Genomic DNA, 14,919 nt, shown 5'->3' on the forward strand with positions numbered 1-14,919 from the left:
CCTGTGTTGGACCTGAGAGTAAAGATGACCTCACTCAACCTCACCGACCTCGCCTGGGCCCCACCCGGCCACGAGCACTGTCATCACCAGTTCCAACTGCGTGACGCCAGCCTGCGGGTGAGTGCCGGTGAGTTTGTCGGGCTGATCGGCCCCAACGGCAGCGGCAAGACCAGCCTGCTGCGCTGCGCCTACCGGTTCAGCAAACCGGCGGCGGGTGAGGTGCTGCTGGAACACCAGAACGTCTGGAAGCAATCCTCGAAATGGTGCGCGCAACGTATCGCCGTGGTGCTCCAGGAATTTCCCGATGCGTTTGGCCTGCGGGTGGATGAAGTGGTCGCCATGGGCCGCACGCCTCACAAGGGCCTGTTCGACAGCGACACCCTTGAAGACCGCAACCTGATCCGCCAGGCCCTCGAATCCGTCGGACTGCTGGGCTTTGAAGACCACGCCTTCGCGACCCTTTCGGGCGGCGAAAAACAGCGGGTGATCCTGGCCCGCGCCCTGGCCCAACAACCGCAACTGCTGATCCTCGACGAACCGACCAACCACCTCGACCCGCGCTACCAGCTGCAATTGCTGCAACTGGTCAAGCGCCTGAACATCGGCACCCTGGCCAGCATTCATGACCTGAACCTGGCCGCCGCGTTCTGTGATCGGCTGTACGTGATCAACCACGGGCGCATCGTCGCCAACGGCACACCTCACGAGGTGCTGACCGCCGAATTACTGCGCGAAGTGTTCGGCGTTGAAGCATTGATCGACACTCACCCCTTGTCCGGCTACCCCCGAATTACCTGGATAACCCAACCATGATCCTGCGCTCCCTGCTGTCTATCGCGTTGCTGCTCGGCACTGCTCAAGCGTTCGCCGAAGCGACTCATTACCCGTTGAAAATCAAAAGCTGCAACCGCGAAGTGACCTTCGCCGAGGCCCCGAAACACGCGGTCAGCCACGACATCAACATGACTCAGATGATGCTCGCCCTGGGCCTCAAGTCGCACATGGCCGGCTACAGCGGCGTGACCGGCTGGAAGTCCGTGACGCCGGAAATGGCGCAGATCCTCGACGGCCTGCCGGAACTGGCGAGCAAATACCCGTCGGTGGAAACCCTGCTCAACGCCAACGTCGACTTCTTCTTCGCCGGCTGGGACTACGGCATGCGCGTGGGCGGCGATCTCACCCCGCAAACCCTGCAACCGTTGGGCATCAACGTCTATGAGCTGACCGAGTCCTGCGCCTTCGTGATGAAGCGCCCGGCAGCCACCCTGGAAGACACCTATAACGATCTGCGCAACCTGGGCAAAATTTTCGACGTGCAGGACCGCGCGAATGCCTTGATCGCACAGATGCAGGCACAGGTCGCCGAAGTGCAGAAAAACCTGCCGGCCGACAAACCCCGCGTATTCCTCTACGACAGCGGCGAAGACCGCGCCATGACTTCCGGCCGCCTGGGCATGCCCCAGGCACTGATCGACGCCGCCGGCGGGCGCAACATTCTGGATGACGTGGACGCCAGCTGGACCCGGGTCAACTGGGAAACCGTGGTGGAACGCAACCCGCAAGTCATCGTGATCGTCGACTACAGCGAAATCACCGCTGATCAAAAAGAGCAGTTCCTGCTGAACAACCCGGCGCTGCAATCGGTGGACGCCATCAAGAACCAGCGCTTTATCGTGATCCCCTATGTGCAAGCCACGCCGGGCATCGACAACGTGCTGGCGGTTGAAACCCTGGCCAAGGGGTTCCACGGCGAATGATTACCCGTCGCTATGCCCTGCTGCTGAGTGCTCTTGGCGCGTTGTTGCTGATCTCTTGCGTGGTCTCGCTGGGGTTCGGCTCGGCGCGGGTGCCGGTGGACGTGGTGTGGCGGATCCTGCTGCATAAAGCCTTCGGCGTTGGCGAGGTGGACTGGAGCGCGGGGCAGGAACACATCGTGTGGCTGATCCGCGTGCCGCGCATGCTGCTCGGCGCGTTGGTGGGCGCCGGGCTGGCGTTGATCGGTGCGGTGTTGCAGGCGGTGACACGTAACCCGCTGGCGGATCCGCACCTGCTGGGCGTGACCTCCGGCGCCACCCTCGGCGCGGTGATCGTGGTGTTGCATGTGGGTGAAGTGATCGGCCTGCTGACCCTGCCCATCGCGGCGTTCATCGGCGCGTTGCTGAGCATGATCGTGGTGCTGGCGGTGGCCAGTCGCAACGGTCGGCTGGAGAGTGACCGCCTGCTGTTGTGCGGGGTGGCGGTGTCATTCGTGATGATGGCGGTGGCGAATTTGCTGCTGTTCATGGGTGATCACCGCGCGGCCTCGGCGGTGATGTTCTGGATGCTCGGCGGACTCGGGTTGGCGCGCTGGGAACTGCTGGCGATTCCCTTCGCCACGGTGTTGCTGGGGCTGGTGTTACTGCTGGGGATGGCGCGCCCGTTGAACGCGTTGATGGCTGGCGAACAGACCGCCGTGACCCTGGGCCTGAACGCACGCAATGTGCGGCTCAAGGTGTTCCTGATCGCCTCGCTGATGACCGGCGTGCTCGTGTCCATCAGCGGCTCCATCGGCTTTGTCGGGCTGATGGTGCCGCACATTGCCCGGCGCCTTGTAGGCGCCGAACATCGCCGTTTACTGCCCGTATGCGTGCTGCTGGGCAGTGTGTTCCTGGTGTGGGTCGATGTGGCCGCACGCACCCTGATCGCCCCGGAGGACCTGCCCATCGGTGTGGCCACGGCAGCCATTGGCGGTCTGTTTTTTATCGGGTTGATGCGCCGGCGTTAAACGCCCTGGTCGGCCTCCTTGAGTTCATGCAGCAGCCGCCGCCCGACCTGGCTGCGAGGTTGCCAAAAATGGTCGGCTTCCAGGATGGTCAGTTTGCCCAAGGTGGCCAGCCGGCGGATCACCTCGCTGGGCTTGACCTTCACCACGCCCGTGTTTTCGTCAATCCAATCATCGCGCAGCAACTGGCTTTCGTCCGAATGATAGCTGGGCTCATAGACAATCAGCGCGCCTTGCACCGGAGTGAAGTAGTAACGCGGTCCGGCCACCGGTTCATTGCGCAGCATCTCAATGAGTCCGCGAATTTCGTACTGGGCAATGAAGTTGTGGGCTAAGGCTTCCTCGTAACGATCAGCCATGCGTTGGCGTGCGCTGTGAATTTTGAACAACTGCTGCACACCCATCACCTTGAAGCCTGCCGGGTATTGAATCGAAGGGTTGGGGTAGCGCAAGTTCATCATGCTGAACAATGCCTTGTAGGCCGGTGTGTCCATCCGCATTCCCACCGCCACCGACGGGCCCGGATCCGCCACGGGATGCACCGCGATAAAGGTGTCGCTGTCGCCATTACCAAGGATCGCCCCCAGCCGTGGCGGGGTTGGCTGGTTTTTGAAACGTTGCCACACCAGGTGCGCGGCATCATCCGGGTGGCCGCACAATGGCCCCAGCGCCAGGCGCGTATCCAAAACTGTCAGCGTCGTAGCCAAGCGTTTTACTCGCGGTAGCAGGGCATCCCAGAATGGGCTGCTGTCGAGCACGCGGACTTCACCGGACTCAGCCAGTTTCAGCACATGGCTGTCATTGCTGCCACGGCTCTCGAGGCGGCGCAGATACCCCTCCTGTCGGTGGCTGGAATCCCAGTCAGGGTCTATCTGGACGGCCTGATAACGGTACAGCGAACCGTCGGCACAGGACACATACAGCGGCAGGAAGCGCTCGACACGCTGATTCAGCACCTGCAGAAAACTCAGTACCGCACGCACCACCGCCGGGGCCAGCAGTTGCTCATAGCCCTGTGCCTGAGGGAACCCGGCGGTGGCCTTCTCGGGTAGCCGCAGATACAGGCCGTGCAGGCTATAGCCGCCGGGCAGGTTGCCACGCAGGAATACGCGGTCGTAGCGGAACTGCAAGTCATCGCCCTTGACCGGTGCACTCGCGACAAAATGCCCGTTGTCGGAAGACTTGAGGATCAGGCCAAAGGTCAGCACGCCACGCCCGGTGGTGCCTTGATGCCCGTCGCGAGCAGCATCGTCGGCATGCTTGAACACGGGCCCCATGGCTCGATCTGCCACGGCATGCAGGGCCGCCTCAGGCGCAATATACGCCAGGGCCGGCATCCAGCCCGGCAGTACGCGCTTGGCAATCCCCCACAACGGGCCGCCCTCGAGCACCTGCAAGGTGCCTACCCGTGCCAGTTGGTTGACCAGTTCGGTCGGGGTTTTACGGCCCGCGCGCAGCTGCTGTTCAATGGCGTTACTGTCGGGATCCTGGGGTGCCAGGCTGTTGGGCGCGAGGGAAGTTTCCAACTGGTTGAGCAACTGCGTCGCTTCGTCTCGCTGGGCGTTGCTCATCAGGTTGCGCTCGGCGTCCCGGGTACTGAAACCGATCAGTGAACCGTCCGGCGTCAGCAGGTATTCGTGGGTCCACAGGTGGCCGGACTTCAGCGCGGTCTCCAGGGTCTTGGTGGAGAACAGGTTTTGATACGTCGCGTTTTCCTGAGTCCCCAGCCAGAACGGCAGCACCCGGGCAGCCCGCGAGCGGTAACGCCCGACCACTTTCCAACCGGGTGTCAGCAGCGCCTGGCTGACGTCCATGACGGGCAGGATCACGTTCGGGTCAAAGTCTTCACTCAACACCTGGATGCCCAGGGTAGCGACGAACTTGCCATTGCGTTGCAGCACCAGGCCACCGTATAGCGTGTCGCGATGTGGACCTAATTGCTGATGGACGTAACGTACGGCATCCGCCTGATTACTGAACAGCGGGCTCAAGCCTCGACGCATGAAGCCGCCAAAGGCGACCCAGGGTGCCTGGCTGACGTCCAGCTTGCCCGTCAGCGCCCAGCACTCACTCGGCACAAGCACACTCAGCCAGCTCAACTTCGCCACTTGGTTGACGAACCCCACCGCCGATAACTGGCCGCTGGCCAACAAGGTCTGAACATCCTCGAAATTACCCGACGCCTGGCGGACCGGGTCGAACAAAGTTGAGGAGACCGGCGCTTGAACACGTAACAGTGCACGGTCGAGGGTCGAGATAAACACCGGCAATCCGCTCAAGGCTCCCGGCTCGCGCTGGCGCTTGGCTTCAACCGTAGCGCCGGCCAAATCCTCCGCTGACAGGAAGTGCTGCGCCAGCCAGCGTTCGGGACTGCCAAGCCCCTGCGGCATCCAGTGTCGTGCGTAGAACAAGGCATGCAACTGGTAACCCTCGGGGTAAATAACCTTGCCCTGCGCATCCACATCAAACAAGTCGTTCAAGGCGAACAACTCAGCTCTGCTCCACGAGGGCACGACCTCGCTGCTGACAAACGCATTCCTGTCCCGATGTTTGAGGATGAACGCAAATCCGGTTTGCGTCGGCCCGCCACGGTGTAACTTCGCGTGCAACGCTTGGGCGGATTCATCGGCACTGGCACACACTTGGCCGAAGGCAACCTGCTGCGGGCGTTGACTGCGGGGGATTGGCAAACGCGGGCGCCAGTGCTCGGTGATCAGCCCCGGCGCCCCCCAAAGCGGGCTGGACTGCACCACACGCACACTGCCGGCGCTCGCCACTTGCCTGACCCACTCCTGGGCCGTCAGCGTTCCATTGGCGAGGTTAAGCGCCGCCGGGCTTTGTTGTGTCGAGGGGGTGACGTCATTGAGCAGTTTCGCCAGCCCAGAGGAGTCGACCAGGTCATACACCAGCAAACTGTCCTCGTCGGCTGACAGGTAGGCGACTGGCACTTGCCGGCGGTTCTGGATCAGCGTGTAGAGGTCGTCGGGACTGAACATCTGCGCGGCCAGGTAAATATCATCCCTTGACCAGCCTGTGCGCAACATACGCTCGGGCTCGATCAGTGACATGCCGCGACAGGATGCGTAAAGCGCTTTCAGCCCATGTTTCACAGGCAGCAGCGAACGTCCCTTGGTGTCCTGAGGGTACACAAACCCCAGGGCAAAACGCCCGGAGTCGCTGGCATACAACGGCTCAGTCGCCACGTACAAACCATCCGGGCGTTGCAGAATATAGCCGCAGTATTCGCGCTCACGTTGACTGCCGATCTGTCCGTGAGCATAACGCGCCGCGTCTTCTATTTTTACAAAGGCGGGGCTCAGTTGAGGCCGCGCGGCCAATGCATAGGGCCGCCAGGTTTCGCTGACCAGCCCGGACACATCCCACAGCTTGCCCGTCTGAAGTACCGCCAATGACCCGGCTTCGGCGACTTTCAGGATCAGTTCGCGGGGAGTCAGCGTGCCGGCCCGCAACTCATCTTCCAGGCCGTTGTCGGTGACACTGCCATCGGGCAATACCGTGTAAAGCTGGCTTTCTTCAGCTGAATGGGACGCCTCATAGCCCAGTTGCGCGCCATCGCTGGTGCTGAGGTACAGCGCCAGGTTGTTGCCAGGGCTGGTGCGAAAGGCCGCAACGGCCTGGGCGAAATCCGAGGTGGGGAAAAACGACTCGTAAACCCAGGGCTCGCTGGCCACGCCGGTGCTGTCAGGTTCGCTCTGACAGTACCAGCCTCGCAATGCGAAGCCAGATGGCAAGCGTGGCTGACCGTCGCCATCAAAGGGGAACAACCGTGAAAGTGCGAAGAGCCCATGCGTATCACCGGACGGCACGCTATCGCCAGGCTCGCTGACCACGTATTCCAATTCAGTCTGGTGCTTGAGAATACAACCGACACGCCGCCCGCCAGCATGCGCCTGCATACGATTATGGGCGTAGGACACAGCGCTTGGCAGGTCCGTAAAGACCCAGCTCAACGGCGCATCAATCGCCGCTGCCGCCGCGAACGGGGTCTCTGGAGCCCAGGTTGCGGGCACCCGTCCCTGAGTGTTGTACCAACTGTCATCGGCCAGCAGCACCGTCAGTTCGCTGAGTTTTACCAGGTCCTTGATCAGCCCCTCAGGCGTTCCGTCGTAGCCTTGTGCACGCTTTCTCAGTACCCCGGTTTGAAGGGTAACGCGCAGATAATCGGCAAACTCACGCTCAGCACGTGAACCACTGGAGACGTATTTGAGCAGCGTACCGTTCGGCCCGCTGGTGTAAAGCGTCTTTATCAAGTCGGCAAAATGTATGCTCAGATAAACCGAATGAGCATTCGGCGCGCTGATCATGAAAGCCAGTTGCCGGGGGCTGCGTCGAGAAAACTGGCGGCTGAGCTCGTCCATGTCGGCTTCAGCCCGATTGAACTGGGCAACGATGCGATACCCCTCAAGCTCGACACGAGTCAAGTACTCACCGGTGGGCGACGGTACTCCCCATACGGCGTCGCACTCATCGGAACGCAGCAGCTGCGTCGCGACAAACCGGCCATCGGCGCGTTGCAGAATAAAACTGATGAATAGAGCATCACGCTGCCTGCCCGCCTGATAATGCACGTAGCGCGCCGCATCATCGGCCTTCACGAAAGCCGGGCTCAGGGATTGATGGATGCTCTCGAAGGCTCGCCACTGTTGATCGACCACCCCGACCCGGGTAAAAACCTGCCCGGTCGCTACCACTGTCAGCGTGCCCACTGCGGCTACTTGCCGAACAAGTTCGGAAGGACTCAAGGTGCCAGCTTTCAGGCGTTTGTCGATCGGCTTGCCTTGATCGGCGAGCAGCTGTTTTTGCGCCTCGGACCCCGTGCAGTTGTACACCAGCAGGGCTCCATCGTTGGCCCGCAAATACAGGTTTATATCCATGTCATCGGAGGCGGCCGCGGTAACGCCTGTCGCCAGGACCGACGCCGTGAAAAAACTCTCGGCCAGCCACGACTCCCTGGCCACGGTGGGTCCGGCCTTCGCCGCCAGCGAGCAGTAGATACCATGGAGATAGAAGCCGCTTGGCAGCTTTGGCCGGCCCTTGGGCAACGCCAACGCATTGGGGGCGGCCGCAAATATCTTGTTCAACGCGGCATCGGGCAGCATCGCCACGTAATCCCCGGCGTCGTCCTTGAGCAAATAGCCAAAGTAGCTTTCCGGCGTCCGCGCATCCAGGGGCGGCAACGCCGAACGGACCGCGTCCTGCCAGCGGCGAAAAACCTGGGTACCCGGCAGCGATTGCCGGGACTGGGCGAGCTGTGCCACGGTTTGGTTGAGGGTCCAGGGCTCAACAATCTGTCCTGCTTTGCCGCCCAATTCCTTGTTGGCCACCACCACACGCAAGACACCGGATCTCGCCGTGAGGTTGATCAGGAAGATAAAGTCTTCAAAGTCCGTGGGTGGGCGGGTCGTTTCCAGTGTGCGTAAAAAACCTGTTTCGGTTATAGAGCCGCTGCTTTCATATTTGATCAACGAATCGTGAAGCCCCGACAAATAGTAAATCGGGCAGAACTCGCGCTGCCCAATGATAAATATCAGGCCCTTCATTGAAAAAAAGCTGGCATCCAGCCGCCGCTGTGCCGGACTCCAGTGCGCCAACTCTTTCTTCAATACGTCGCTGTCGTCGGCGCGCGAACTGTAAAAAGCGTAGACACTGAAGTCTTCAGGGTGAATGAAATCGCCCTTGGCGTCGGTCTTGAGAATAGCCTCGAAGTTGAACCCGCGGGCATCGCCAGATGCCGGTACCGTCGGCAGGTAGCGGCCATCCGCGCGCTTGAGGATCACCCCGCCATAGACCCGCTCGCGCTTGTTGCTGACCTGCATATGTGCCCAAAAGGCCGCATCGTTACCGGTGATAAATGCCGGCCCCAGAGGGGGAAGCTGCGCCACCGCCCTGGCAGGCTGCTCGTGTTGAGTTTCAGTGCTGTCCATGTCCATTGCCACCTGATTGAAATGAGAAAGCCTGGCGTCACCCTCGAAATCCGGGGCACGCCAGGCAGGCTTAACTTCCAATGAATTGGCCAGGCAAAGGCGTTAGATAGTTAACGGGCGGCCTACAGTTCATCTTTGTCCCGGCCAAAGTCGACTTGGTCTTCATCCGGCTCAGTTGGTACAACGACGAATTGCCACTTTTCGCTCAGCAGTCCTCGTCGTGTCCAGAAGCTGTCGCTGTCCAGTACAGACAACGTGCCGAACCGCCTCAACTGGCTAACCAACTGGCTGGGAGTAGACGGCAGGCTGGGGTTGAGCAGTGCGGTTTCCTGGCTGTTAAAACCGGGCATGTATTTCAACAGGGCACCTCCCCGGCAGGCCAGATAGCAACTCTTCGCCGCGGGTAAATTACGCTGCAACACTTCCACGTAGCTTCGCAAATCCTGAACAGCAACGAAGTTAGCCAAGAGGTGAATGTCCAGGGGCACCTTGCTTGATGTCGAGGGTATCGCCTTGTAGAACGCCTGCACTGCCGCGATGGTGTAGAAGTAAAGTTCGTGAGAGGGCGGCAAATCGAACCCACTGTGATTCGGCCAGAAAAACAACTCCAGGCTGCTTTGTTCACCCTGCGCCCCATCCACATCCTCCACCGGCTCTATCGCCACAAATCCAGGTGTGTGCGGCGGCACCAGTACCGCGCCCAGATACTCCCTGCCGGCGAACGGGCCCAACTGCTTCTGTGCAAACCGCGCCGCATCATCGGCATCGGCAAACAACGGGCCGCAGAACGAGTGGAAATAGGGATTGCTGCTGAAGCCATGCGGGCTTTGCTGGGAATGCCATTGCGCAGTGACCCGTCCGGAGCGCCCCCAGATGCGGCTAGGGATACGAACATCCAACTCGCCACTCGCTACCAGTGACAGCACGTACTCACTCACGCGCTGCGAGCCTTCCAGCAGTTGCGTCGCGTCCCGGGGGGCACGTCTCATCAACTCATACAGCACATTCGGCGCCGTCAGCCGATACCGCAGCAGCGCTCCGTCAGCGCAGATCAGGTAGAGCGGCAACACTCGCCCATTGACGGGTTTGTTGACGAAATTCAGCCCGTTGGCAATAGCCTGGGGGCCCTGGAAGCTATAGACCATGTCATCGCCCGGCTCGGCGATCGCCTCGTTGCTGGCGCACAAGTACAAGCCCTCCAGCGCATAGCCCTGGGGCAGTTGGCCGTTAGGGAAGACTTGCTTCAAGTCGGCGTAATGCGCCCTCACCAGCGGCAGGGTGACCATGTACTGTGCCTTGTTGAGGGCCTTGAGCAGGAAGCCGAACGCTGGTTGAGCGCCTACCGTATATCCCTGCTGGGCATGGCGCACCGCATCGTAGGGCCGGGTAAATATCGGGCTGCAGGCCGGGTCGGCGAGGGACGCCCGAATCAACAGGGCAGCCGGGCGCTCGACGTTCGCAATGAACTCTGCGCTGATCTGTCGGGAAGGGCCCCAGACTTCACTGCCCTCGATAACCCGCAGGGTTCCGGCACGTGCGACCTGGCTGACAAAGTCACTCGGCAACAAGGTGCCCTCGCGCAATTGCTGCTCGATCACAGTGTCGGCATTGTCTCCCCTGACCAGATTGCGCGGCGTCAGCTGGTTTTTCAGTTGGTTCTCTGCGGCAGAGTCCGACAGGTGATAGCTGAGTACCGAACCACGTGGTCCGATGACGTATTCACGCTTGAGGTGCGCCTCTCGCAGCATTAGGCTCGACAAAACTGCGCTGGGTATCATGCTGGTGTAGATAGCCTTTTGGGTCGCTGTCAATAAAATCGGGACCTCTTGCTCCACCACCGATGAATAGCGCGCAACGATTGTGCTGCCCACCGTGTACAGCCCTTTGGCAAGGATTTGGTCGGGGTAAATCCAATCAAGTGTGAACCCCCGAGGCGGCACGGCCAACGGCTCGGTCGCTGCAAACAAACCATTGGCAAGCCGCAGGATCACCCCGCCATAAGCGCGCTTGCGGCCCTGCCCCACCATCTGCGCCACATACCGTGCCGCATCATCGGCGTTGGCGAAGGCCGGGCTCAATCGTCGCCGTGTAATGTTCTCGTAACCAGACCAGGTTTCGCTCACCGGGCCCAAAGTGTCCCAACGCGGGCTGGTGCGTACCACGCTCAGTCGCCCGCGTTTCGCCCAGATCTGCACGAAGTCCCGCGCCTGTTTCTGGCCGCTGGTCAACTCCTGGGTGGTTTGCTCAAGCTCGCTCTCCACCTGCCCGCCATGCCCTATCTGAATGGGTGCAGGCACGTATCGGAGTAGCGCGCCCTCAAGGAGCGAGAAATAAATCGGCAGGTTGTTGCCCTTGTTGTAATCCCTTCCCCTGCGAACCGAGTCGTAGAGCGCGATATACATCACCGCAGGCGTTACAAAGTTCTTCGTCAGCCAGCCCATCGAGGAGTTAAGCCCGGTCGGCGCCCATTGCTGGGATCGAAACAGCGCGTGCAGCACGAAGCCCTTGGGAAACACGTATTCATTCGTTTCCGCCACTGCAAACAGGCTGTTGAGCTTGAAAAGCACATTGGCGCGGTCGACACAGACCACCTCGCTGGCAATGTACTGCGCCTTGTCCTGGTGCTTGAGGACAAACGCAAAACAGTCTTGAGTCTCCAGATTGCGACCGTGCACGCGGGCATGCAGGTCGCGGGCGGCCTGGTCGGCCGTGGCAAACACCGCGCCATAGGTCGCGTAGACCGGCGGCCCAACCCTGGGCTCATACTTGGAATGGGGCGTCCAACTACTGCCAATGACCGAGCGCGGCCCCCACAACGGGTTGCCCTCTATGACCCTCAGGTTGCCGCTTGCCGCCAACTGGCGGACCCACTCGGCGGGCTTGCCCGTTGCATTATCAAAGACAGGCGCGGCTGACGTGTCGGTAGGTGTATACGCCAGCAGACAGTCCTTAGCGCCGGACAAGTACCCCACCTGCCGCGACAGAATGATCGAGCGTATCTGCTCTGGCGAAAACGCCTGCAGGTTGGTCAGCGCCTCGTCCTGCGTCCATCGACGCTTATCGACCCAGCCCCGATCAATCATCGACAGCGCCGGGTGCGAGCCGTAGCGACCGTGCACTTCATAGCGCTCCGGCGGAATCAGCGGCCCCGCCCCGCCCAGGGGAAAGAACAACCGGCCGTCAAAGGCATTGACGGAACTTTCCCGAGGTTCGGAGATAAAAAAGCCCCCGTCCACGCCCTTCAATACATAGCCGCCGTAGTAGTGAGCCCGCCGATTGCCGACCACCTCATGCGCGTGCAATGCCGCATCGTTGGCCGAGAGAAACGAGGCCTTCAGGATGATCGCCTCTGACACCGCCACCACCGCAGAACGAGCAGTCACGGGACCGACATCGCGCCACAACTGCCCAGCCTTCACGACCGACAATTCGGTGGCAGCCATCACCCGCCGCACATAGTCGCGAGGGCTCAGGCTGCCGTCTGCCAGCGCCGCCTGAGTGCCCGTGTCCTCAAGCACACCCGCATGGATCGCGTTTTGGGTCTGCGGCACCTTGAGCTTGAGCAACGCACCATCCGACGCCTGCATGTACAGCTGCAATCCACGACGCTCGTGCTGCAATGCCAGGGTTGCATTGGCCTGAGTGATGGCCGCCTGCACTTCGCCCGGCGTGAAGAAAGCGTCATACAGCCAGGACTCCCGGGCAGGCATGTCGGCAGCCGAGGGCGATGAGCGAAAGTAGATCGCCTCGAGTCGATACTGGGCGGGCAGCGCCCAACCGCTGCGCGTCATGGGTGGAAAACGGCCCTGGGGAGAAAATAGCGGCAGGTCTTCCTCCAGGGCAAAGGTCGCCACATAGCGGTCAGCATCCGAGTGCTTGAGCACAAACCCGCAGGTGCGCCGGCCAGGTATCACCATCGATGACGCAAGTGCCGCCCCCACTGCGTCTTCGGCACGCGCAAAGACCGGGGTCAACAGTGGCTGGCTGGTCACGGCCTTTGATGTAAAGGGTTCAAACACCACCCAGTCCGCCGGTACCTTTCCGATGGAGCCACCCCATAATGAGGTGGGCACGATCAGGCTCAACTCGCCCAAGGTAGAGATTTTCTTCACAAACTCACTGAACGGGCCATACACACCGACACGATTACCCGTCGGTTTGCCCGCCTTGATCCACAAGGCAAAGCTGCGCTCCGCAGCCGAGCCGCTGGGGGCGTAGCGAATCAGTGAACCATCCGGCCCGGAGAGATACGCGGCCGGGAAAAACTCCCGGTCATCGACATCATGGGTAAAGTCCGAGCCGGAAAAGAACCCGAGGAAAGCCTTGACCATCCTCGCGTCAAACGAGCGGTTGCGCTGCTGAATCAACGCATGCCGGGCCGGGTGGGAGTGATAGGTCGCCACACAGGTGTAGCCCCGGGGTTGCTGGTAGTAGCCTTCGGGGCTGAGGGCGAGAACTTTGAGCAGGTTGAATTCTATCGCATCACCGGGCACGGGCTCGGTTGCAAAGTACTGCCCGGCCGGGTTCTTCATAATCACACCGCCGTACTCGCGGTCGCGGCGCTCGCCGATTTTGCGGTGCGCCCAGTAGGCAGCATCCGCTTCATGCAAAAAAGCCGGGCTTAACGGTGGCAAGCGTGCAGCGCCTCGGTTGGTGCTGGCGGCACGTCGCTCGCGGTCTAATCGGATCGCCATGGGAACTCCTTTCAAGTAATCGTCAGCGTCCATTCTCGGCGGCCCACTCAGCGTTCAAGCGGTAGGTAAGTAGCCCGGCACCATCCGGGTGCACCTGCGTGCACAGGCCGCCGCGATTGGCGCCGCATTGGTGCGTCGCCCACGCGCATAGTCCAAGCAAAGCTCTGGTGCACCACGATTGCGCGCCTCGGCACAGCCTTTGCAATCACTCCCTCATCACATCATTGAGTCATGGAGATTGCACAATGAAGCGTCGCAGCTTGATCAAGGCTTTCACACTGTCGGCGTCCATCGCCGCCATGGGCATGACCTGGACCGTACAGGCCGCCGAGACCATCAAGGTCGGCATCCTGCACTCGCTGTCCGGGACCATGGCCATCTCCGAGACCTCGCTGAAAGACATGGCGCTGATGACCATCGACGAGATCAACGCCAAGGGCGGTGTGAACGGCAAGATGCTCGAACCCGTCGTAGTAGACCCGGCCTCCAACTGGCCGTTGTTCGCCGAAAAAGGCCGCCAGTTGCTGACCCAGGACAAGGTCGCCGTGGTGTTCGGCTGCTGGACCTCGGTGTCGCGCAAATCGGTATTGCCGGTGTTCGAAGAACTCAACGGCCTGCTGTTCTACCCGGTGCAATACGAGGGCGAAGAGATGTCGCCGAACGTGTTCTATACCGGTGCGGCGCCGAACCAGCAGGCGATCCCGGCGGTGGAATACCTGATGAGCGAAGAAGGCGGCGGCGCCAAGCGCTTCTTCCTGCTGGGCACCGACTATGTGTACCCGCGCACCACCAACAAGATCCTGCGCTCGTTCCTGCACTCCAAAGGCGTCGCGGATAAAGACATCGAAGAGGTCTACACCCCGTTTGGTCATGCCGATTACCAGACCATCGTGGCCAACATCAAAAAGTTCTCGGCCGGTGGCAAGACTGCGGTGATCTCCACCGTGAATGGCGACTCCAACGTGCCGTTCTACAAAGAGCTGGCCAACCAGGGCCTGAAGGCCACCGACGTACCGGTCGTTGCCTTCTCCGTGGGTGAAGAAGAACTGCGCGGCATCGACACCAAGCCGCTGGTGGGCAACCTCGCGGCCTGGAACTACTTCCAGTCGGTGGAGAACCCGGTGAACAAGAAATTCGTCGCCGACTGGAAAGCCTACGCCAAGGCCCACAACCTGCCGGGCGCGGACAAAGCCGTGACCAACGACCCGATGGAAGCCACCTACGTGGGCATCCATATGTGGGCGCAGGCGGTGGAGAAAGCCAAGTCCACCGACGTCGACAAAGTGCGTGAAGCCATGGCCGGGCAGACCTTTGCCGCGCCGTCGGGCTTCACCCTGACCATGGACAAGACCAACCACCACCTGCACAAGCCGGTGATGATCGGTGAGATCCAGTCCGACGGGCAGTTCTCGGTGGTATGGCAGACCGAGGAGCCGATTCGTGCGCAGCCGTGGAGCCCGTATATCCCGGGGAATGACAAGAAGCCGGATTACGCCGTGAAGAGCAACTAAGCCACACC

The 14,919-nt window shown here is 61.0% G+C and carries 6 protein-coding genes; 4 read left to right on the forward strand and 2 right to left on the reverse strand.

Features of this window, described 5'->3' with window-relative positions:
- Positions 1-24 precede the first annotated feature (24 nt).
- The 3 genes from SNL23_RS11575 to SNL23_RS11585 are packed head-to-tail and all read left to right on the forward strand — an operon-like array spanning position 25 to position 2,764.
- Positions 25-813, forward strand: a complete 789-nt coding sequence (locus SNL23_RS11575; protein ID WP_076017999.1) for an ABC transporter ATP-binding protein — start codon at positions 25-27, stop codon at positions 811-813.
- Entirely contained in the window at positions 810-1,757 is a 948-nt protein-coding gene (locus SNL23_RS11580) for an ABC transporter substrate-binding protein (protein WP_076018000.1), read from the forward strand. Before SNL23_RS11575 ends, SNL23_RS11580 begins: the two co-directional genes overlap by 4 nt.
- Positions 1,754-2,764, forward strand: coding sequence for a FecCD family ABC transporter permease (locus SNL23_RS11585; protein ID WP_076018001.1), 1,011 nt, complete (start codon positions 1,754-1,756; stop codon positions 2,762-2,764). Before SNL23_RS11580 ends, SNL23_RS11585 begins: the two co-directional genes overlap by 4 nt.
- Here the strand turns inward: SNL23_RS11585 and SNL23_RS11590 are convergent.
- Positions 2,761-8,706: a hypothetical protein gene (locus SNL23_RS11590; RefSeq protein WP_318302305.1), complete on the reverse strand. Its 5,946-nt coding sequence runs from the start codon at positions 8,704-8,706 to the stop codon at positions 2,761-2,763. The genes SNL23_RS11585 and SNL23_RS11590 overlap by 4 nt on opposite strands.
- 122 nt (positions 8,707-8,828) lie before the next feature.
- Positions 8,829-13,400, reverse strand: a complete 4,572-nt coding sequence (locus SNL23_RS11595; protein ID WP_318302306.1) for a DUF4329 domain-containing protein — start codon at positions 13,398-13,400, stop codon at positions 8,829-8,831.
- 245 nt (positions 13,401-13,645) lie between these two features.
- Between SNL23_RS11595 and urtA the strand changes: the two genes are divergently transcribed.
- Complete coding sequence (urtA, locus tag SNL23_RS11600; protein ID WP_076018004.1) at positions 13,646-14,911, forward strand: urea ABC transporter substrate-binding protein; 1,266 nt, start codon at positions 13,646-13,648, stop codon at positions 14,909-14,911.
- The last annotated feature ends 8 nt before the right edge of the window (positions 14,912-14,919 follow it).

Origin of the sequence: Pseudomonas sp. SED1, from assembly GCF_034044025.1 — a bacterium.
Lineage (GTDB): Bacteria > Pseudomonadota > Gammaproteobacteria > Pseudomonadales > Pseudomonadaceae > Aquipseudomonas.